Below are 19606 nucleotides of genomic sequence, written 5' to 3' on the forward strand. Positions count from 1 at the left end.
ATGTGCTCAGATTCCGGCGTCCTCATGCCCCGGATGTCTGGTTAGCGTCAGGTACGTGGGCGAACTGCGCGTGGGTGCTGCTTCGATCGCCGGCGTCGTCGACCGACCGCGCCTGTCGACGATCCTCGACTCCGACCTTCTGCAGGTCTGTGTGGTGCAGGGGCCGAGCGGCTCGGGCAAGACGACCTTGGTTCGCAGCTGGGCCTTGCAGCAGACGTCGGACCACCCCGTCGCTTGGATCTCGGTGAACAAGCTGCTGGCAAGCCGGCACTCCTTTTGGCAACACGTCGTCAACAGCGCCCACCGCTTGGGCCTTCTTGCCGACGACACGGCCCGTTCACTCAGCGATCAGCTGACCGTCACCGCCGATCCGATCAGGATCGCGACGGCGCTCGTCGCGGAGTCTCGACGGCTCACATTGGTGTTCGACACCTACGAGAACCTCGGAGCTCTCACACCGGAGATCGACAACGACGTCACACGAATCGTCGCAACCGTTCCCACTGCACGCGTCCTGATCACCACAAGAGGCCCCACGGCGCTGGCCGACCAGGACCTCCCGGCCGGTCGCATCTCACGGGTGATCACGATGAGCGAGCTGGCCTTCACCCCAGACGAGATCCACACACTCGTCGCGAGTCAGACCGGCCTGGACGACGTGCACTTGGCTCGCTCGATCGCCCGCTCGACGCGGGGATACGCACTCGAGGTGCGCGCCGCCGTGCTCGCCGTGGCGAACCTCGGGACCGTGCCACGGGCCGACTCGGCCGAGTGGAGCACCGTTCTCGAAAGTCGACTCGAGGCCTTGCTGCCCGACCCGCTGGCTGCCCGGTTCGTCGCCGACACGAGCGTCCCCCCGTACTTCGACATCGACCTGGCCGCCCGGCTGACCGGACATCCCGACGCCGAAGGTCTGCTGTCAGTCTTGGAGCGCAACGGCTTCGGACGGTGGATCCCGTACGCCCGTGGGCGTCCCGTCTTCCAGTACGTCGAGGCGGTCCGCGACGTCTTCCGCACACGAGCGGCCGACGACGACGAGCGGCTCCGGCGATCCTCCAGAACGACCGCTCACTGGCTCCTCGACAACGGCGACCTCGACCAGTCGCTGCAGTTCGCCATCGCCGGCGGTGACTACGCCACCGCTCAACTGATCTTCCTGCTGTTGTTGATCACCGATCCCGACAGCTACATCTCCGACCGATTCCTCGTCCCGCTGCAGCAGATCCCGCACGAGGAGCTGGAGCCGCACCCACTCCTCGCCTTCGCCCTCGGTCTGGCGTTGATGGCCAACCCCATCCTGCGGCAGGAAGCGCCGAGTGCGTTCGCCATCTCGATCGCTTCGACCGCGATGCCGGTGAAGCTCTCTCCGCAATTGGACCGGTTCTGCTCGGCCAGCCTGAAGGCCGTGGCGCGTCGGCTGATCTTCCGGTTCCGGGAGTCCGCCGACGCCAGTCTGGAGGCGGCTCAGCTCGTGGACGCCATCGACGCAGACGTCGTCGAGCAGTTCCGCGAGCACATCGGGACGATCTTGCGCCAGCTCAGCTACTCGTTGCTCCAGGGCGGCAAGATCGACGACGCCCTGGTCATCATGGCCCGCTCGGCAGCCCTGTGCGTGAACGAGACATCGCGGAACTACTCGATCGCCTATGCCGCGGGAACGAGTGCGTTCGCCGGGGACATCGCCAAGGCCAAGGCCTTCCAGTTGGCCATCGACACGAGTGCGTGGCCCGCCGATCTCAGGCAGTCGTACATGAACGGCCTCGGCCTCGTGGCCGAGGGCTTCATTCGCCTCGACAGCCTCGACTTCGCGGGAGCGCTCGACGTGCTCGGCGAGTCGGAGTCGTACATCCAGACCGCCGAGTTCTGGCCCTTCCTCACGGCGATCTCGATGGCAGCACGATTCGGCCTCGGGCAGGGTCTCGCCGAGGCCGAGCGCGTGACCGCGGAACTGTCGAAGCCGGTTCCGCCACCGGGCATCGGCGACAACGTCGGGACCGAGCTCCTCAACGCGTGGCTCGCCCACTTGTGGCTGCAAGGCGGAGAGCCCCGGCGGGCCGCCGGCGTGCTCGAGAACCAGCGGGCCGACAGCCCTCACCTCGCGTGGGCGCGCGTCGAGGTGTTGCTCGAGGCCGGCCATGCGCGCCGTGCCCTCGACCTCGCGTCGGTGCTCCTCGAACTTCCAGGTCACACACTTCGCTCCCGCGCGGCGACGCAGACCGTGGCGGCCGTCGCCGCCGCACGGCAGGGTGCACCAGACGTGGCGATCTCGTTGCTGAACCGGGCGGCAGTCATCTACGAGACGTACGGCGCCCGACTGCACGTGGCGCGTCTGCCGCTCGCCGATCGCGTCGTCCTGTTGGAGCTGGCGCGGCGATCCGGATCGACGAGCCTGCAGCACTATCTCGAGCTGCCGACCGGCGTGACGCCGGAAGCGGGTCGCCCGACGGTCGAGCTGACACCCCGCGAGCGGGTGGTCCTCGCCGCTCTCGCCGAGCACGGCACCACGCGCTCGATCGCCCACGCCCTGGTCGTGTCGCCCCACACGATCAAGTCGCAGCTGCATGCCATCTATCGAAAGCTCGGGGTGTCGTCGCGCGACTCGGCATTGAGGGTGGCGCGTGAGTACGGCTTGCTCGACAGGACCGAAGTCGGCTCCTGACGGCTTCATCCCGAGTCGACGCGGTCTAGTCCCAGGACCAATTCGGAGCCATCCGGTACCAATTCGATCCCATCGACGTCACAGCCCGCATTCGGCGCCCTTGTACATGGTCGCAGAGACCAGACGAGAGAGTGGGTATGTCCAATGGAGCCGCCGCAAGCGAGACCGACCACGTCCAACACACGCGCCCCGAGACGGGACGATCTGCGAGATTCGAGTGATGGCGAACTCCTCAGGCTCGTCGGCGACGGTGACAACGAGGCGCTCGCGACGCTGTACGAGCGGCACTATCACGATGCCCTTCGATTCGCCCAGCGGCTGTCGTCCGGCTCGGGTCTTCGATCCGCCGAAGACATCGTGGCCGAGGCCGTTCGCCGCGTCCTCACAGCACTCGACGGTGGCAGCGGTCCCGTCATCGGGTTTCGCGAATATCTCTTCACGGCCGTCCGCTCCGTGTCGATGAGCCCGCCGCGCAGCTTCCACGTCGAAGCGCCGCACGAGTCACCGGCCGCCGGCGAGGTGCCAGCGGTGGACGAGGCGCTCGACGGTCTCGTCGTGCGGCAGGCCTTCGCGTCCCTTCCGGCGCGTTGGCAGCATGCGCTGTGGATGGTCATCGTCACGGGGATGAAGCCCATCGAGCTGGGGCCGGTGCTCGGCCTCAGCCCCAACGCCGTCGCCGCCCTCGTCAAGCGAGCGCGTGACGCCCTACGGATCGCCTACGTCCGGGCCTACCTTCCGCGCCCGGCCGCGCTCGCCTGCCGGCGGGCGATCGATCAGCTGGCGCGTTGCACCGTGACGTCCCTCGGCGACGGCCCGCAACGCGCGCTCGATGCGCACCTCACCGCGTGCGACGACTGCCGGCGTGCCGCCGCGACGATCGGCGAGGAGATCGCGACGTGGCGACGATCCACGGGCCGCACTCGGGGATGTACCCGATTGCCGCGGGACGCGAGCCCCGGCGAGCGCCACACCGAAGCGGTCGCCTGACGGCTTCCGCGAGGTATTCTCGAGTCGATTGGTCAACTTTGAGCACGGCGTCCAGCCGTCGCTGCGGTAACCTGGGGGTCACCCACTTGGGCGAGTTCGTGCCGCCGGCCACGCCGGCGTCGTCTGCTCGACCGAGCAGACGTCAGGAGCTCGTCATCAGCAGACCGTTCGACCGTTCCAAGTTCGCCACGTCATCGCGCGGCCCGTCATGGTGACCAAGAAGTCGGCCAAGGGTGCGGCCAACCCCTACCTGGGGGACGGCGACATCGACGCCCTCTCGCCGGCCAACCGGCTCGCGTACGAGATCATCGCCGACCGCCGTGATGTCCTGCCGTCTGTAGAGCGGATCATGAACGCCGGGCTCGCCGAGCCCGACACCGTGAACGCACTGACCTTGTTCCGGACCGCGCTCGGCAGCCTGGACGATCCCAACCGGGACCCGCGGGCGGCCGTCGCCGCAGCGACGGCGGCCTCTTCGGGGTCATGAGCCAGGCTAGGTTCCAGAAGCAGCAGCGCGAGAAGCAGCGCCGAGAGCGCGCCGCGGCGAAGTTCGCCAAGAAGACGGAGCGACGCGAGGCGGCCGAGGACGCACCGCCGCCTCTGGCCCCCGCCGAGGAAGCCGAGATCCTCGCTGCACTCGCCGACCTCCACGCTCGGTACGGTCGCGACGAGATCGAGCTCGAGGACTTCGAGGCCCAGCGGGACGAGCTCACCGGGCGCCTGGGCTCGCTCTGAGTCCCCCGCACCAGGTCGATCGATCGACCTGAGCCCGGGAGGCGGTCGCAGAAGCCTCGCCGGGGTCCGGCAGCCCGGCCCCGAACTGCGCCAGCCCGCACCACGCTCACGACCGACCCGTCTGGCGACCGAATAGGCCCAGGTCGGTGCCATCAGCGCGCACGATGTCGACCGGTGACCCCTCGGCCCGATAACGTGAACGTCGCGGCACGGGGCGGAGGTGGTGGAACCTCGGGTTCGGTGTCGATGCCGTGGACTGCGTCCGAACCGCACAAGAGCGCAAGGAATCCCGGCCCATCGCGGCACCCGCCGTGGTGTTCGGCGCGAAGTGCGTTGCCGCGTGCACACGCGGCCGAGAACGAGGATCGATGCTCGACTTGAACCAACTCGAAGACGTCGTCTGGTCGGTCGCCGACGGGCGGGCGACCGACGACGAGATCGCGTTGCTGCACGCCGACAAGGCGGCATCACTGCGAACGATCGACCGGCTCATCGCCGAGGCCGAGGAAGACCTCGAGGCGGTCCGTTCACTCCCCGGCGAGGAACGTGATCAGGTGGTCGCCGACTTCAACGAGATGCTCGAGAGCCTCCACTCGACGGCGGCCCGGCTGCGCCCGCCGCCCCCGGTCGTCCACGTGCCGTCACCGCCCGAGCTCGAGGACGAGCCGGTCGTGGTGGGCGAGGTGGAACTGCAGGCCTCCTGGATCGGCGGCCAAGTCGTGGCCTGGGCCGGCGGCCGAGGCACACCGACCGAGGACAACGAGCAGCTCGCCGCCCGCCTGGAATCGATCGGCGGACCCCCGCTCGGCTGGGAGGTCCATCCGGGCGTCACCCTCCCCGGCGGGCAGCGCGCCGAGTCGGTCGCCATCCCCCTGTCCGCGGCGTTGGGCTGGCTGGTCGCCGTCGGCAGCACCGAGACGCCCGAGGGCGTGGGGCTCAGCGTTCGCTGGCTCGGCCGGGTGGCCGTCGAGGCCGTCCGGCTCGTCGCCAGGGGGGCCATCGTGCCCACCCTCCGGGTCGGGCGCCGCGGCGCCGACGGCACCGTCGCTGCGTCGGTCCACTGGACGCCGGCACTCCTCGACAACGCCCTGATCGACGCCCTCGCCGCGGCGATGCCGGGCACCGTCGTCCCCGCCGACGGCGGCAACGGCAACGGCGTGCGCCGGTCAGTGGTCATCGACGTCATCACCACTGCCGTCGAGACGATCGTCGGCACGAGCGTCGAGCGCATGGACCTGCCGCCGGCCCCGGACTCCGCCCTCACCGCCGACGACCTGCAGGCCGCCGTGATCGCCCGCATGGACGGCACGCCGTTCCGGGCCCACGCCACGCTGGCATCCGATCTGTCCCAGCAGCTCGCCCGCTGGTCCCGCGTGCTCACCGACCCCAAGCGGCCCCGACTGGTACTGCAGCTCGCCGCTCCCGACCACGGCGGGGTGTGGATGCTGTCGGTCCTCGCCCCCCTGGGCCACCGCGGCCTGCTCCGCCTCGACGAGGCGACGCGCATCGAGCGTCACAACGGTCCCGTCACCAACGAGTGGAAGCGCCTCGGCGACATGCTGCCCGAGCGCCAGCGCGCCGCCCTCACCCGCGGCGGCCAGGTGGCCCTCAGCCAGGACGAGGCGTGGCGCTTCATGACCGACGGCGGCCCGGTGCTGGCCGGCATCGGATTCGACGTGCGTGTGCCCGCCCTGTCGCGCCGCAAGGCCAAGCCCTCGCTCCGCCTCTTCACCGAAGCGGTGTCGGGTTCGGTCGTCGGCGCCCACCAGCTCAGCAACGTGTCCTGGACGGCCCTGTTCGACGACGTCGAGCTGACATCGGCCGAGATCCGCGTGCTCGCCAAGCAGGCCCGGCCCCTCGTGCAGTCGCACGGCCGCTGGGTCGAGGTCGATCGCGTCGACCTCGAGGCGGCGGCGGCGGCACTCGCCGAACGGGAGTCGATCACCCAGCTGTCGGGGGCCGAGATCCTCCGCCACAGCATCGGCATCGACGGCTCAGGGCTCGCCGGTGGGGTGGTCGTCGAGGGCGACGGTTGGGCCAGCGACATCGTGCGCCGGGCGACCGAGACCTCCCTGGCCCCGGTCGAGGCGCCCGACGGCTTCGTCGGCACGCTGCGCTCGTACCAGGCCGAGGCCGTCGGCTGGATCGGCTTCCTCGAGGCGGCCGGACTCGGTGGGTGCCTCGCCCTCGACATGGGTCTCGGCAAGACGCCCACCGTCCTCGCCCACCTCGCCCGCACGGCCGCCGACGCCAAGGCGCTCGTCATCGCCCCCGCCGCAGTCGTCGGCAACTGGGCCGCCGAGGCGGCGAAGTTCGTCCCCGGCCGGCGGGTGATGGTGCACCACGGCGCGTCCCGGTCGACCGCCGAGGAGTTCGCCGCGGCCGCCGCCGACGCCGACATCGTCATCACGACGTACGCCACCGCCGTGCGTGACGTCGAGACGTTGGCCCGGACCGAGTGGCACAGCCTCGTGCTCGACGAGGCCCAGGCGATCAAGAACGCCACCAGCGAGACTGCGCAGCAACTGCGTCGCCTCGCCGCCCACACCAAGCTGGCCCTCACCGGCACGCCGATCGAGAACGGCCTCGGCGACCTGTGGGCGATCCTCGATTTCACCAACCCCGGTCTCGTCGGCAGCCGGCCGGCCTTCATCGCCCAGATGTCCGGCGACGGCGAGACCGCCCTGCGGGCGCTCAACGGCATCTTGCTGTTCCGCCGCACGAAGGCCGAGCCCGAGGTCGCCGCCGAGCTGCCGGACAAGATCGACGAGCTCGACCACTGTTCGATGACCGCCGAGCAGATCGGTCTCTACCAGGCGGTGCTCGACGAGCTGGTGCAGAACGTCGAGAGCGACACGTCGGGCGAGCCCAAGCAGGGCGCCATCCTCGCCGCCATCACCGCCCTCAAGCAGATCTGCAACCACCCCGCCGCGTACCGCGACGACGGCCAGCCGCTGGCGGGCCGCTCGGGCAAGCTGGCCCGGCTCGAGGAGCTGGTCGAGTCGGTGTTCGAGTCCGGCGAGCGGATCCTGATCTTCACGCACTTCGCGTCGTGGGGCCGGCGCCTCGCCGACCATCTCACCGAGGTCACCGGCGTGCCGATCTCGTGCTACGACGGCAGCCTCAGCCGCACGGCGCGCGATCGCCTCGTCAGCGAGTTCCAGACCGGCGAGGGCCCCGGCGCCCTCGTCCTGTCCCTGAAGGCGGGTGGCACCGGGCTCAACCTCACGGCGGCGAACCACGTGGTGCTGTACGACCGATGGTGGAACCCGGCCGTCGAGGACCAGGCTCGCGACCGGGCGTGGCGCATCGGCCAGGGCCGCACGGTGATCTCGCACCGGTTGGTGTGCCCCGGCACCATCGACGAACGGGTCGAGGAAGTGGTCGCCGGCAAGCGGCACATCGCCAACCTCGTCCTGCCCAAGTCCAGTTCCCTCGCCGACCTCGAGCCCGATCAGCTGCGCATGGCGCTCGGGCTGCAGGCCGATGAGTTGATCGTGGAGGATGACCAATGAACGAGCGAAGCGAGAGAACCTTCGACACGTCGCCGAAGGCTCACAGGTGCCCCTTGAGCCGATGCCGGTCCGCCATCCCCGCTGGAACAGGGGGGCACCTGTGAGTCGCAATGATTCGCGGCGACGGCGTGGCCGGCGGGCCCAGCGCTCGACGGCGGTCGACATCTGGCGCGCGCCGGCGCCCATGCCCGAGCTCGAACCGCTGATCACGCCGCCGGTGCCGAGCGCTCTGCTGCGCTCGCTCGGCCTGCCTCCGCTGCCCGATGCCGTCGGGGCGCAGCACCATTTCGCCACCGTGGTCGACCGGGCGTCGGTCATCGCGTCGGCGCTGGCCCTCAGCGCCGACCTCATCGAGCACCCCGACTGAGCACCCATCGCCGTCAGGCGAAGTGGACCGCGGCAATCGGTGGGAGGTCGTTGGTGACGTTGGTGAAGTGATCGCCGGCGTCGTCGCTCACCCACAGCGACCCGCTGGTGGACCCGAGGACGAGGCGCTCCCCCGTCTCGTCGACGTCGAGCCCGTGCCGATACACGAGGTGGTAGCCGTGCTGCTGGGGCAGCCCGTCACAGAGCGTCTCGAACGTCTGGCCGCCGTCGGTGGTTCGGGTCACGACCATCCGGCCGTCGACGGGCACGCGCACCTCGTCGCTCTGCGACGGGACGAACCAGGCGGTGCCGGGATCGCTCGGATGGGCGGCCACGGCGAACCCGAACGTCGACGGGTCGACGTCGACGATCTCGGTCCAGTTGGCCCCGCCGTCGGTGGAACGGAACATGCCGCTGTGGTGTTGGGTCCACATCGCCGCCGGCTCGTCACGGCACCGGACGACCCGGTGCGGGTCCTGGATGTACGGGTTCTCGGCCTGGTCGGGAGGCATGAAGCCGGCCTTGAGCCCCGAGCCGACCTGCCACGTGACGCCGCGGTCGTGCGTGATCCACACGCCGCCGCACGAGATGCCGACGACGAGCGTGTCGGCGTCGGAGGGATCGACCGACACGGAGTGGATGCCGGGGCTGTCGTAGCCGCCGCCGAACCACTGCGGCCGTGACGGGTCGTCCCACAGCGAACGCACCAGCTCCCACGACTCCCCGCGGTCCTCGCTGCGGAACAGACCGCCGGGGATGGTGCCGCACCACAGCGCGTCGGTGTCGTCGTCGTGGCCGGCGGCCAGCGTCCAGATCAACGACGTCGACCACACGACGTCGTCGCCACGGACGGGGTCGACGTCGGCGGCGTCGACGGGGCGGGGTGGGTAGGTGGGCGGCGACGACTCGACGAACGTCGCCCCGCCGTCGTCGGAGTAGTGCGTCTTGCAACCGAAGTGCCCGTGGTCGACGGCGACGTGGAGCCGTCCGTCGCGGCGGTCGTGCAACACGTTGGTGACCGGCACGCCGAGGAACCCGACGAGTTCGAGCTCGCCCTGGCGGTGGCGGAACAGCCCCTTGCGGGTGCCGATGAAGATGTCGTTGTTCATGGGATCTCCCCCCGGTGTGGTGCGGGCGTCAGCCGCCCGACAGTGCTTGGAAGACGTGGACGGTGGTGCCGTCGGGGACCGCGGTGGACAGCGCGTCGCGGTGGGGCACCTGGTCGTTGGCGATGAAGACCGTGACGTGGCGGCGCAGCGCTCCGGCGTCGTCGAGGACGTAGGTTCGCACGGCGGGCCGGCGGGCGAAGTACTCGTCGAGCACGCGCTGCAACGTCGGCGGTTCCCGACCGGCCGCGATCTCCTCGTCGGGACAGTCGACGTGGCGACGGAACGCCTTGGCGAAGGTGACGGCGATCATCGACGTGGACGTCCTCTCCCCGTGCGGCCGAGCGAGCCCTCGGCGACGTACTCCATCAGCAGCCCGTCGTGGAACGACCCGTCGGCGCCCTGCTCGTAGGCGTGCATCACGCCCACCTCGCGGAATCCCGCCTTGCGGTAGCACGCGATCGCCGCGGCGTTGTCGGCGGCCGGATCGATGACCACTCGGTGATGGCCCCGATCGCCCACGAGGTGAGCCAGCAGCGTGCGCACGGTGTCGGTGCCGAGCCCGGTGCCGTGCCGCCCCGCATCGACGAAGATGTCGATGCCGGCGTGGCGGTACTGCGGATCCTCCTCCTCGGCCCACTGGACGAAGCCGGCCACCGCGCCGTCCCGATCGACGACGGCATAGCCGTGCACCCCGGGGTCGTCCGGCCACGCCGGCGACGGCTCACCCCAGACCCGAATGATCTCGGGTTGCCGGTGGATCTCGCGCAGCCGCTGCACGCCCTCGTCGTCGAGGTCGGAGACCGGGACGAGCGTGACGAGGCTGCCGTCGAGAGGATGATCGACGACGAACGGTCGGCGGGCTTCGGGGTCGTCGAGCAGGTCGGCGAGCTCGTCGAGGCGGGCGATCATGTCGCGGAAGTAGCGGTCGCCCCAGTTGGCGACGAGCCACGCCCATCCCAGTTGCTCGTGGTTGGGGTCGAGCGAGCCGAGCACGACGTCGAGCTCGTCGAGCGCGTGACGGACCCGGTCCCGCTCGGTGGCCACGTCGACGGCCAGGCGCTGGGGGCCGACGAGGTGCCCGACCACGAGGCGCAGCGCGAGGTGGCTCTTGAACACCGTGGCGGCGAGAGGGTCGTCGGCGAGCCAGCGGCGCAGTTCGTCCCGTCCGGAGTCGGTGAGGGCGAAGCGTCGGGACTCCCTGGCGCCGCGGGTCGTGTCGGTGGAATCGACGAGCCCGGCCGATGCCAGCCGGTCGAGCTCGGTGTAGAGCTGGCTCATCGCCGGGGCGTTGAAGAAGAACCGCAGGGTGCGGTCGGCCCGCTGCTTGAGCTCGTAGCCGGTGGCCTCACCGAACGCCAACAGCACGAGCGCGGCGTAGGCGGTACGACCCATGCAGCGCATTGTATTCCAATTTGGAACATGTCGGGGCCGCGGCAAACCTGATCGCGGTCGGTCGCCGGCCGCCGTTAGGGTCGCCGTTCGTGGACGACCGGGGACTGATGGTCGAGGCCCGCGGGCTCGTGAAGCGGTTCGGGGACTTCACCGCGGTCGACGGCATCGACGTCGAGGTACGGCGCGGCGAGGCGTTCGGCTTCCTCGGACCGAACGGGGCAGGCAAGTCGTCGACGATGCGGATGATCGGGTGCACCTCGCCGGCCAGCGGGGGCACGTTGCGAATCCTCGGGCTCGACGCAGCCACCCACGGCCAGCAGATCCGGGCCCGCCTCGGCGTCGTCCCCCAGGCCGATCAGCTCGACAACGAGCTGACGGTGGAGGAAAACCTCGTCGTCTACGGGCGCTACTTCGACCTGCCGCGCAAGGAGTGCCGTCGTCGCGCCGCCGAGTTGCTCGAGTTCGTCCAGCTCAGCGAGCGGGCGACGAGCAAGGTGGAACCACTGTCGGGGGGTATGAAACGACGGGTCACGATCGCTCGCAGCCTCGTCAACGAACCCGACCTGTTGCTGCTCGACGAACCCACGACGGGACTCGATCCGCAGGCGCGGCACGTGCTGTGGGACCGCCTGTACCGGCTCAAGCAGCAGGGCGTCACGCTCGTGCTCACCACCCATTACATGGACGAGGCCGAGCAGTTGTGCGATCGCCTCGTGGTGATGGACAAGGGACGCATCGTCGCCGAGGGATCGCCCCGCGAGCTGATCGAGTCCCACTCCACCCGTGAGGTCCTCGAGCTGCGCTTCCCGGCCGGGACCAACGACGAGCGGGCGCCGCATGTCGCCGGCATCGGGGACCGGCACGAGGTGCTGCCCGATCGTGTGCTGGTCTACGCCGACGACGGGGAGAAGGCCCTCGCCATGGTGCACGACCGGGGCGTGGTGCCCGAGAGTGCACTGGTGCGCCGCTCGAGTCTCGAAGACGTGTTCTTGCGCCTCACCGGGCGCTCGCTGGTGGACTGAGCCGGCCGTGTCCACCCCAGCCGCGCTGCGCGTGTGGGAGAGCGGCTTCGCCGTGTATCGCCGCATCTGGCGCGCCAACCTGCTCAGCTCGCTGGTGCAACCGTTCCTCTACCTGCTCGGCATGGGCGTCGGTGTCGGGGCCCTCGTCGACGACCGAGCGGGCTCGACCGAGCTGCTGGGCGGGACGAGCTACCTCGGGTTCCTCGCCCCGTCGTTGATCGCCGTCACGGCGATGATGGTGCTCGCCCAGGAGGCGATGTGGCCGGTGATGGACGGCTTCATGTGGTCCAACGCCTATCGCTCGATGTACGCCACGCCGCTCGAGCCGGGCCAGATCGCCGCGGGCGTCGCGCTCTGGCAAGCGACCCGGGGCGCGCTCGCCTGCGGCGGCGTCGCGGTCGCTCTGGTGTTGTTCGACGACACGCGGTCGTGGGGCCTCCTGTCCGCCGTCGTCTTCGGCGTGTTGACCGGTCTCGCAGTGGCCTTGCCGATCACTGCCTGGTCCGCATCGCGCGAAGCCGGCGACCAGTCGTTCCCCGCGATCATGCGGTTCGGCATCATGCCGATGTTCCTGTTCGGCGGCGCGTTCTACCCCATCGATCAGCTCCCCGACTGGTTGCAGTGGGTCGCCCGCGTCACGCCGCTCTACCACGGCGTCGAGCTGTGCCGCGGTTCCGTGCTCGGCACCCTCGAGGCCGGACCGGCGCTCGCCCACTCCGCCGTGCTCGTGTCCTTCGCCGCGATCGGCCACGTCGTCGCGCGGCGCGTCTTCGCCAGGAGGCTCGCCACATGAGCGCCGTCGCCCGCGTCGCGCCGGGTCTGCGAATCGTTCCCCCGGCCCTGCTGCGCGCCCGCCGGCCACACCGGATGATCGAGCGCAGCCTCCACGTCGTCCGGCGTAGCCCCCTCATCTACGTCACAGGCTTCTTCGAGCCGCTCTTCTATCTGCTGTCGATCCGTATCGGCTTCACCGAGCTCGTCGGCGACATCGACGTCGCCGGCCGGTCCGTCGGCTACGCGGCGTTCGTCGCGCCGGCGCTGATGGCCTCGTCGGCGATGAACGGTGCCGTCTACGACTCGACGATGAACATCTTCTTCAAGCTGCGTCACGCCAAGCTCTATGACGCCGTCCTGGCCACGCCGATGACGCCCGACGACGTGGCGCTCGGCGAGATCGCCTTCGCCGTGCTCCGCGGCTTCCTCTACTCCGTCGCGTTCCTGGTCACGATGTGGGCGATGGGCATGGTCGGTTCGCCGCTGGTGCTGCTGGCGCTGCCGGTGTGCCTGCTCATCGGCTTCGCCTTCGCCGCCATCGGCATGGCGTGCACCACCTACATGCGCTCGTGGGCCGACTTCGAGTACGTCAGCGCGATCACGTTGCCGCTCTTCCTGTTCTCGGCGACGTTCTACCCGGTGTCGTCCTACGGCGAGTGGGGCTGGGTGCTCCAACTCAGCCCGCTGTACCACGGTGTCGCCCTCGTGCGTTCGCTGAACCTCGGCCACCTCGAGTGGTCGATGCTCGGTCACGTCGGCGTCCTCCTCGGACTCGCCGTGATCGGCGTCACCGTCGCCTCCCGGCGCGTGGCCAGTCTGCTCTTGACGTGACGTGACGGTTGGTGCCGGCCGGGCACCAACCGTCACGCTGCGGTGGGGCCGGTCAGGTCCAGTTGCTGATGGCGACCTGCTCCGGGTAGGGCTCGCCGGCGCCGGTCTCGGCATACTGCTTCAGGCTCAGCAGGAACGTCGCCCACCGGGTGCTGCAGTGAGCCATGAACTCCACCGGCTCGCGCCATCCCTCGTGCTTGAAGAGGACGATCGTGTAGCCGTCGACCGAGGCGAGGTCGAAGCTGACGTGCGTGCCGATCCATTCGGCGGGTCCGTCGATCACCTCCCATTCCACCCGGGCGGCGGGGCGCCGGTCGAGCACCCGCATGTCGAAGCCGCCCGCTTCGCCGAAGCGGAACTTGATCGTGCCACCGGTGGCGGGATCACCGGTGGTGTCGTTGGTCCACCAGCCGGCGAGACCGTCGAGGGTGGTGAGGGCGTCGTACACCGTGTCCGGTGTCGTCGTCGTGCCGATGCGGTGGATGATGTCAGCCATTTTCCTTCTCCTTGTCGTTGTCTTTTTGTGAACGTTCGATCGTCTCGGCGATCGTCTTGATGCGCTGCAGTCGGGCGTCCCAGATGGTGCCGACGGCAGAGAGTTGGGCGACGGCCCGGGCGAGCTGGGTCTCGTCCACCTGGAAGCGCCGCTCGCGACCGTGGGGCTCGGCGTGGACCAGTCCGGTCCGGGCGAGCACGTCGAGGTGCTTGGCCACCGCCTGGCGGGTCACCGGCAGGTGCTCACTGAGACTGGTGGCCGTGCCCGAGCCGTCGCGCAGCAGCTGATCGAGCATGCGGCGCCGCGTGGGATCGCCGACGGCCGACCACAGGTCGTCGTCGATGACGATCATCACCGGGTCGACACCTGACGCAGGGCGACCTCGGCGATGCGCGGGACGTAGAAGTCCCAGCCGCTGACGTGGTCGCGGTAGATCTCCTCGAGCTTGGCGATCTCCCAGCCGCGCTCGCGAAAACCCGACTCGACCATCCGCAGCGTCGTGCCGTCGGCGGTCGGCGTCAGGTCGAACGTGACGAGCATCGAGTTCGTCGCGGTCGCCGACTCGCCGGGCTCGTGCGTCCAGCGGAACGAGAAGTGCTCGTACGGCCGGGCGTCGACGACGGTGATCGGCACGACGTCGACCCGACCCGAGGCCTCGTCGCGCCAGGTCAGCTCGCTCGAGGAGCCGGCCACCGGTTCGATGTCGGTGTCGGCGCTCCACCAGTCACGGATGTGCTCGGGGCGGCTGACGACGTCGAACACCACCTCAGGCGAGGCGGCGATGTGGATCTCCCGTTCGATCGTTCCGTACTCCATGGCGATGCTCCTTGTGCAACTATCGGTTGCACGTCACCATAGAGCAGGTTCAGCCAACGCGCAACCTTTTGTTGCGTGGTGGTGCCAGCACCAGCAGAAGGGGCGCCCTTGACCCCCGCCCGGCGATCGCCGAGTCTGGCTCTGATGAGGACGACCCCATGATGGACTTCGGCCTGGTGACCGGTCTCACCGACCTCGCGCCGCGACCGGGCGAGCTCGCCGCCGAGGCCGAGGCGCGCGGCTACACCACGCTGTTCCTCGCCGATCACACCCACATCCCGTCGTCGACGCCGTACAACCCGCGCGTCGGCGACCTGCCCACCGACTTCTCACGGCTGCTCGACCCCTTCTGCGCGTTGACCGAGGCGGCCGCGGCGACCACGTCGATCCGGCTCGGCACCGGCATCTGCCTCGTCGCCCAGCGCGACCCGATCGTCCTCGCCAAGCAGGTCGCGACGATCGACTACCTCTCGGGCGGACGGTTCATCTTCGGCGTCGGCTACGGCTGGAACGAGGCCGAGATGCGCCAGCACGGCGTCGAGCCCAGGCATCGCCGGCGGATACTCCGCGAGAAGGTCCTCGCCATGAAGGAGATCTGGACGAACGACGAGGCGTCGTTCCACGGCGAGTTCGTGCACATCGAGCCGTTCTCGTCGTGGCCCAAGCCGGTGCAGCGGCCGCACCCGCCGATCTGGCTCGGCGGCAGCGGTCCCACGGCCTTCGCCCACATCGCCGAGTTCGCCGACGGCTGGTTCCCGCCCGCGGGCGGCGTCACCAAGCATCGCGAGCAACTCGAGAAGGCGCTCGCCGAACACGGTAGGGACGTCGGCTCCGTGACGTTCGCCGTCAACGGTCCGCGCCCGTCGGTCGAGGCGTTCCGGCACTACGAGGCGCACGGCGCCACACACGTCACCTTGATGGTGCCCGCCGAGCGCGACGAGGCGTTCCGCGAGCTCGACCGTCTCGACGAGATCGTCGCCGCCTACCGCGCCGGCTGACAGCTTCCGAGATAGTGCCAGGCACTATCTCGGAAGGCGGCGGTCGGAGGGGCGGATGTCGCTGCCGCGAGTGGGGAGAGCGACGACCGCGCTGCCGGGCATGACGTCGTCGCCTCGGCGGTTGCGCGCGGTTGTCTCGATGCGGACGCACGCCTCGCCGTCGTCGTCGACGAACTTCTCGGTCACCGTGCCGGAGAGCTCGACGACGTCGCCGAGGTGCACGAACGACCGCAGCTCGGACGCCGCCTGCACCACCCAGCCGTCGTCGCCCATCCAGTCGGTCAGCAGGTGGATCTGCCAGCACTGCCGCTGGAACCCCACGTCGTACTGCGTCGCCACGCCCATCGCCCGCGCCGCCTGGCTGTTGTAGTGCACGGCGTAGATCGGCTCGAGGGCGCCGGTCTCGGGATCGCGGAAGCTCCACGCCGGGTGCCGGCGGTACTCCAGGAGGGCGGCACGGTGGGCGGCGAACCGCGGGATCGGCGTGCCGCCCCCGACGATGTAGGCGATCTCGTCGGTCAGACCGATCGGACCCTTGACGATCGGGTCGAGCCGGTCGCCCACCGCGACGTCGTCCCACCACCGCACGTCGGCGCCGCGGGGTCGCTCGGCCAGGACGCGTTCCTCCAGGGCCGCGAGCTCCTCCTGACTCCAACCCGGCGAGACCTCACCTCGCTTCCCCTCGGACGACGACACCGGCTCCTTCGGTCGCACGTGACCGCGCTCGAAATGCACCACGTCCCAACGGTTCTCGGCCACGAGCGTGCCGTGCTGGTTCGTGTAGCGAGTGGTGAAGTGGTCGACGACGACCTGGCGGGCGAACCGGCTCGGTCGCGGGCCGCTGAAGCCGTCGTAGCGGCACGTCGCCTCGATGCGATCGCCGAGCCGCACCGGGACGTGGAACCGGAAGTCGCTGGCCGAGTGGAACGCGCCGAGCCCCTCCCACCCGAACTGGATGGCGGCGAACACCGACACGACCCACGAGGGCGGGGCGACGCAGCAGCCGTAGCGGGTGCCGGCTGCGTAGGTGGCGTCGGTCCACAACGGGTTGGTGTCGCCGATGCCGGCGGCGAACTTGGCGACGGCGAGACGCGTCGCCTCCTCGTTGTGCACCGAGTGGTCGATGCGCAGCTCCACCCCGATGCGGGCGGTCATCGCCTCGATCATCTCTGGCGTGATCTCGGCCGTGGCCATCCTCACGTCGCGCCGCTCGCCCACCGCGTCGCCAGCACCCGTCATGTCGCGCTCTGCGTCTCGAGCTCGGCGACCGGCCATTCACGGACGAGCCGGAGCTTGTCGACCTTGCCCACGCTGTTGAGCGGAAGGCCGTCGTGGCGGATGCACCACCGGGTCGGACGCTCGAAGTAGGCGAGGTGCTGCTTGGCGTGGGCACGCAGCCGCTCGGTGAGGTCATCGGAGCCCGGCGCGACGAAGACGGCCGCGGCCACCTCCTCGCCGAGGTCCTCGTGAGGGAGTCCGAGCACGGCCACCTCGAGCACGCCGGGGCACGATCCGAGGACGCGTTCGACGTGGGCGGCGGCGACGTTCTCACCGCCCCGGATGATTAGATCCTTCGAGCGCCCGGTGAGGAAGAGCCGCCCGTCGTCGTCGAGCCGACCGAGGTCACCGGTGTGCAGCCAACCGTCGGCGTCGATCACGCCGTCGCCGGTCGTCCCGAGGTAGCCGGTCATCTGCGTGGGCGTGCGGGCGACGATCTCGCCGATGCCCGCCTCGTCGGGCCGGTCGATGCGGAGCTCCACGAGCGGCATCGGTTGGCCCACCAGGCCGGGCTGCGACGCCGAGTCGTCGCGCGACGAGGTGGAGGTGAGCGTGCCGCCGGCTTCCGTCAGTCCGTACACCTGGGAGACGTGGCGGGAGGCGTTCGGGAAGGCCTGCTGCATGCGTTCCAGCAGGCCCGCCGGCAGCGCCGAGCCGCCGACGGCGAGCGAGCGCACGCTCGACACATCGCGGTCCGGCAGCGATGGATGGTCGAGCACGCGCTGCAACATCGTGGGCACGGCCGGCCATCGCTCGACCCGGCGTGACTCGATGACGTCGAGCACCTCACCGGCGTCGAATCGACCGCGGAGGAAGACGAGCGTGCGCCCGAACAGCAGCGCCTGCAACAGGGCGTAGATGCCGCCGATGTGGAACAGCGGCCCGGTCGACAGCATCACGTCGGGCGGCGCGGACCCGGGCTCGTAGGGGAGGCGGCGGGTCACGTAGAGCGTGGAGTGCAGCGCGGCGATCAAGGCCCGATGGGAGAGGATGGCACCCTTTGCCTTGCCGGTGGTGCCCGACGTGAACAGCACGACGGCCGGGTCGGACTCGTCCGGCCCGCCGGCCACCACGGCCGGTGGGGTCGACGGCGCCGGCGAGGCGTCGCCGTCGCCGTCGCCGTCGCCAGCCAGCAGTGACGACCACTCGATGACGGGGGCGTCGTGCGATGCGCGAGCGGCGAGCCGGGCGGCGATGGCCGCGTCGGCCACGATCACGTCGGGCGTCGACACGGCGAGGGCGTGGGCGAGTTCGTCGTCGCTCCACCAGGCGTTCCCGAGGGTGACCACGCCTCCGGCCGCGACGATGGCCCAGAAGCCCACCACCCACTCCGGGGCCCCGTGGCCGACGAGCATCACCCGGCCACCGCCCCGCAGCCCCGACGCACGCAACGTGGCCGCGACGCGGTGCGCGCCGTCGACGACCTCGGCGAACGTGAGCTCGCGATCGCCCTGGACGAGATGCACGCGATCGCCCCACGCCTCGCCGTCGGTGAGCACGGCGGACAGATGGCGCGGTCGGGGGTGGAAGAGCCGCAACGGGACGCCGCCGGCGATCTCCACACCGATCTCGGTCCCCCACGGGCCGGTCATCGCACGTCTCCCAACACCGCGGCCTGCCCGGCCGGGTACTCGACGAGCTCGATGCGCACGCCGTCGGGATCGGCGCACATCTGGAAGCGTGCGGTCAGCTCGGGCCGGTCGAACTCGGCGCGCTGGGACGGCACGATGGTCCCACCGTGCTCGACGATCCCCGCCGCGGCGGCGTCGAGATCGTCGACCCACAGGGCGAGGTGCGTGAAGCCGAGCTGGTTGAGGGGTGCCGCTGCCGGTGGCGGCACGTGGCCCGACTCGGGGTGGATCAGCTCGATCGACATGCCGTCGCGGCGGAGGATCGTCATCGTCATCTTCACGTCGTCCACACCGGTCAGCCGGCTCATGGTGTCGCCCTGGATGAACGTGGAGTGGACGACCTCGAAGCCCAGCCCGTCGCAGTAGAACCTCATCGACCGGTCACGGTCGGCGACGCAGATGCCGACGTGGCCGATGGCCTTGATCGCGATCGTCATCGGGATGTGAGCTCGGCGTCGTCGTCGGCGTGCCGGTAGACGACGTCCTCGGGGTACCGGAGGCCGCGGACGAACGTCGCGGTGGCCGCCCACTCGCTCGAGACAAGCCGCGAGGCGTAGTCGATCGTCGCCGTTCGCCGGGCGATCTTCCACTCACCGTCGCGGCGCTCCAGCCTGTCGATGTACCGGCCGTGGACGATCTCGACGTTCGGCTCGTCGCCGCCGGGTTGATGGCCCCTCGTGGCGAGCACGTACGTCTCGCTGTAGGCCACGTCGCCGTCGACCTCGATGATCGACTGGCCCAGCTGGTGGTGGCGCTCGACCGTGCGGAACTCCTCGGGGTCGAACGTGTCGATCCAGTCGTGGCTCAGTCCGTGGAACGGCCCGTGCGACTCGATGGCGTCGGGGTGGAAGACGCTGCGCACCAGGTCGAGGTCGTAGCGGTCGATGCCGCGTGTGTAGCGGGCGAGCACGTCGCGGATGGCGTCCTTGTCCAGCAGCACCTGGATGCGCGGGTCGGGCTGGGCTGTGCTGACGTCGTTCATGGTGGGTCCTCGTGT

The 19606-nt window shown here is 70.1% G+C and carries 20 protein-coding genes; 10 read left to right on the top strand and 10 right to left on the bottom strand.

All coding sequences use genetic code 11. The features are described from left to right. The first annotated feature begins 55 nt into the window (after positions 1 to 55). From DN771_RS14185 to DN771_RS14210, 6 genes are all read left to right on the top strand, one after another. A complete protein-coding gene (locus tag DN771_RS14185; RefSeq protein WP_116998205.1) occupies positions 56 to 2659 on the top strand; it encodes a LuxR C-terminal-related transcriptional regulator in 2604 nt (867 codons plus the stop codon). 144 nt (positions 2660 to 2803) lie between these two features. Then, positions 2804 to 3646 carry an RNA polymerase sigma factor gene (locus DN771_RS14190; RefSeq protein WP_116998206.1) on the top strand — a complete coding sequence of 281 codons (843 nt, stop codon included), beginning with the start codon at positions 2804 to 2806 and terminating at the stop codon, positions 3644 to 3646. A 208-nt stretch (positions 3647 to 3854) separates the two neighbouring features. Beyond that, positions 3855 to 4133, top strand: coding sequence for a hypothetical protein (locus tag DN771_RS14195; RefSeq protein WP_116998207.1), 279 nt, complete (start codon positions 3855 to 3857; stop codon positions 4131 to 4133). Beyond that, complete coding sequence (locus DN771_RS14200) at positions 4130 to 4381, top strand: hypothetical protein (protein ID WP_116998208.1); 252 nt, start codon at positions 4130 to 4132, stop codon at positions 4379 to 4381. The genes DN771_RS14195 and DN771_RS14200 overlap by 4 nt, the downstream gene beginning before the upstream one ends. Positions 4382 to 4749: 368 nt before the next feature. Then, the gene (locus DN771_RS14205; RefSeq protein ID WP_162941942.1) at positions 4750 to 7896 is read left to right on the top strand and encodes a DEAD/DEAH box helicase; all 3147 of its coding nucleotides are present in this window, start codon (positions 4750 to 4752) and stop codon (positions 7894 to 7896) included. A gap of 100 nt (positions 7897 to 7996) precedes the next feature. Continuing rightward, a complete protein-coding gene (locus tag DN771_RS14210) occupies positions 7997 to 8263 on the top strand; it encodes a hypothetical protein (protein WP_162941943.1) in 267 nt (88 codons plus the stop codon). 13 nt (positions 8264 to 8276) lie between these two features. On the opposite strand, the gene DN771_RS14215 is transcribed toward DN771_RS14210, so the two are convergent. From DN771_RS14215 to DN771_RS14225, 3 genes are read right to left on the bottom strand one after another with little or no spacing between them, the layout of a single operon-like run. Further along, complete coding sequence (locus tag DN771_RS14215) at positions 8277 to 9371, bottom strand: beta propeller repeat protein (RefSeq protein WP_116998211.1); 1095 nt, start codon at positions 9369 to 9371, stop codon at positions 8277 to 8279. Between the two features lie 28 nt (positions 9372 to 9399). Further along, positions 9400 to 9681, bottom strand: a complete 282-nt coding sequence (locus DN771_RS14220) for a MoaD/ThiS family protein (RefSeq protein WP_116998212.1) — start codon at positions 9679 to 9681, stop codon at positions 9400 to 9402. Further along, entirely contained in the window at positions 9678 to 10763 is a 1086-nt protein-coding gene (locus DN771_RS14225) for a GNAT family N-acetyltransferase (protein WP_162941944.1), read from the bottom strand. The genes DN771_RS14220 and DN771_RS14225 overlap by 4 nt, the downstream gene beginning before the upstream one ends. A 107-nt stretch (positions 10764 to 10870) precedes the next feature. Here DN771_RS14225 and DN771_RS14230 point away from each other — a divergent pair, with 107 nt between their 5' ends. From DN771_RS14230 to DN771_RS14240, 3 genes are read left to right on the top strand one after another with little or no spacing between them, the layout of a single operon-like run. Continuing rightward, positions 10871 to 11785, top strand: a complete 915-nt coding sequence (locus tag DN771_RS14230) for an ABC transporter ATP-binding protein (RefSeq protein ID WP_116998214.1) — start codon at positions 10871 to 10873, stop codon at positions 11783 to 11785. Between the two features lie 7 nt (positions 11786 to 11792). Continuing rightward, positions 11793 to 12578 carry an ABC transporter permease gene (locus DN771_RS14235; RefSeq protein ID WP_162941945.1) on the top strand — a complete coding sequence of 262 codons (786 nt, stop codon included), beginning with the start codon at positions 11793 to 11795 and terminating at the stop codon, positions 12576 to 12578. Next, entirely contained in the window at positions 12575 to 13390 is an 816-nt protein-coding gene (locus DN771_RS14240) for an ABC transporter permease (protein ID WP_116998216.1), read from the top strand. Before DN771_RS14235 ends, DN771_RS14240 begins: the two co-directional genes overlap by 4 nt. A gap of 52 nt (positions 13391 to 13442) precedes the next feature. Here DN771_RS14240 and DN771_RS14245 read toward each other — a convergent pair whose 3' ends face one another. Genes DN771_RS14245 through DN771_RS14255 form a run of 3 tightly spaced genes read right to left on the bottom strand, consistent with a single transcriptional unit; the run spans position 13443 to position 14702 of the window. Continuing rightward, on the bottom strand, positions 13443 to 13886 hold the full coding sequence (locus tag DN771_RS14245; protein WP_116998217.1) for an SRPBCC family protein: 444 nt from the start codon (positions 13884 to 13886) through the stop codon (positions 13443 to 13445). Then, a complete protein-coding gene (locus DN771_RS14250; RefSeq protein ID WP_227462353.1) occupies positions 13879 to 14238 on the bottom strand; it encodes an ArsR/SmtB family transcription factor in 360 nt (119 codons plus the stop codon). Before DN771_RS14250 ends, DN771_RS14245 begins: the two co-directional genes overlap by 8 nt. Continuing rightward, positions 14238 to 14702, bottom strand: coding sequence for an SRPBCC domain-containing protein (locus tag DN771_RS14255; protein WP_116998219.1), 465 nt, complete (start codon positions 14700 to 14702; stop codon positions 14238 to 14240). The genes DN771_RS14250 and DN771_RS14255 overlap by 1 nt, the downstream gene beginning before the upstream one ends. Before the next feature lie 158 nt (positions 14703 to 14860). Here DN771_RS14255 and DN771_RS14260 point away from each other — a divergent pair, with 158 nt between their 5' ends. Beyond that, the gene (locus DN771_RS14260; protein WP_227462354.1) at positions 14861 to 15700 is read left to right on the top strand and encodes an LLM class F420-dependent oxidoreductase; all 840 of its coding nucleotides are present in this window, start codon (positions 14861 to 14863) and stop codon (positions 15698 to 15700) included. A 24-nt stretch (positions 15701 to 15724) separates the two neighbouring features. On the opposite strand, the gene DN771_RS14265 is transcribed toward DN771_RS14260, so the two are convergent. From DN771_RS14265 to DN771_RS14280, 4 genes are read right to left on the bottom strand one after another with little or no spacing between them, the layout of a single operon-like run. Next, positions 15725 to 16939: an FAS1-like dehydratase domain-containing protein gene (locus DN771_RS14265; protein ID WP_205528590.1), complete on the bottom strand. Its 1215-nt coding sequence runs from the start codon at positions 16937 to 16939 to the stop codon at positions 15725 to 15727. Beyond that, positions 16936 to 18570 carry a class I adenylate-forming enzyme family protein gene (locus tag DN771_RS14270; RefSeq protein ID WP_116998220.1) on the bottom strand — a complete coding sequence of 545 codons (1635 nt, stop codon included), beginning with the start codon at positions 18568 to 18570 and terminating at the stop codon, positions 16936 to 16938. The genes DN771_RS14265 and DN771_RS14270 overlap by 4 nt, the downstream gene beginning before the upstream one ends. Beyond that, positions 18567 to 19046, bottom strand: coding sequence for a VOC family protein (locus DN771_RS14275; protein ID WP_116998221.1), 480 nt, complete (start codon positions 19044 to 19046; stop codon positions 18567 to 18569). The genes DN771_RS14270 and DN771_RS14275 overlap by 4 nt, the downstream gene beginning before the upstream one ends. Then, entirely contained in the window at positions 19043 to 19591 is a 549-nt protein-coding gene (locus DN771_RS14280) for a nuclear transport factor 2 family protein (protein ID WP_116998222.1), read from the bottom strand. Before DN771_RS14280 ends, DN771_RS14275 begins: the two co-directional genes overlap by 4 nt. Between the last annotated feature and the right edge of the window lie 15 nt (positions 19592 to 19606).

The organism is Desertimonas flava (assembly GCF_003426815.1).
In the GTDB taxonomy this organism is placed as follows: domain Bacteria; phylum Actinomycetota; class Acidimicrobiia; order Acidimicrobiales; family Ilumatobacteraceae; genus Desertimonas; species Desertimonas flava.

Bases quoted from the DNA above. Each gene is read 5' to 3' on its own strand.
- DN771_RS14190 (WP_116998206.1), top strand. From the start codon at position 2,804: ATGGAGCCGCCGCAAGCGAGACCGACCACGTCCAACACACGCGCCCCG.
- DN771_RS14195 (WP_116998207.1), top strand. From the start codon at position 3,855: ATGGTGACCAAGAAGTCGGCCAAGGGTGCGGCCAACCCCTACCTGGGG.
- DN771_RS14200 (WP_116998208.1), top strand. From the start codon at position 4,130: ATGAGCCAGGCTAGGTTCCAGAAGCAGCAGCGCGAGAAGCAGCGCCGA.
- DN771_RS14205 (WP_162941942.1), top strand. From the start codon at position 4,750: ATGCTCGACTTGAACCAACTCGAAGACGTCGTCTGGTCGGTCGCCGAC.
- DN771_RS14215 (WP_116998211.1), bottom strand. From the start codon at position 9,371: ATGAACAACGACATCTTCATCGGCACCCGCAAGGGGCTGTTCCGCCAC.
- DN771_RS14220 (WP_116998212.1), bottom strand. From the start codon at position 9,681: ATGATCGCCGTCACCTTCGCCAAGGCGTTCCGTCGCCACGTCGACTGT.
- DN771_RS14225 (WP_162941944.1), bottom strand. From the start codon at position 10,763: ATGGGTCGTACCGCCTACGCCGCGCTCGTGCTGTTGGCGTTCGGTGAG.
- DN771_RS14230 (WP_116998214.1), top strand. From the start codon at position 10,871: ATGGTCGAGGCCCGCGGGCTCGTGAAGCGGTTCGGGGACTTCACCGCG.
- DN771_RS14240 (WP_116998216.1), top strand. From the start codon at position 12,575: ATGAGCGCCGTCGCCCGCGTCGCGCCGGGTCTGCGAATCGTTCCCCCG.
- DN771_RS14245 (WP_116998217.1), bottom strand. From the start codon at position 13,886: ATGGCTGACATCATCCACCGCATCGGCACGACGACGACACCGGACACG.
- DN771_RS14250 (WP_227462353.1), bottom strand. From the start codon at position 14,238: ATGATCGTCATCGACGACGACCTGTGGTCGGCCGTCGGCGATCCCACG.
- DN771_RS14255 (WP_116998219.1), bottom strand. From the start codon at position 14,702: ATGGAGTACGGAACGATCGAACGGGAGATCCACATCGCCGCCTCGCCT.
- DN771_RS14260 (WP_227462354.1), top strand. From the start codon at position 14,861: ATGATGGACTTCGGCCTGGTGACCGGTCTCACCGACCTCGCGCCGCGA.
- DN771_RS14265 (WP_205528590.1), bottom strand. From the start codon at position 16,939: ATGACGGGTGCTGGCGACGCGGTGGGCGAGCGGCGCGACGTGAGGATG.
- DN771_RS14270 (WP_116998220.1), bottom strand. From the start codon at position 18,570: ATGACCGGCCCGTGGGGGACCGAGATCGGTGTGGAGATCGCCGGCGGC.
- DN771_RS14275 (WP_116998221.1), bottom strand. From the start codon at position 19,046: ATGACGATCGCGATCAAGGCCATCGGCCACGTCGGCATCTGCGTCGCC.
- DN771_RS14280 (WP_116998222.1), bottom strand. From the start codon at position 19,591: ATGAACGACGTCAGCACAGCCCAGCCCGACCCGCGCATCCAGGTGCTG.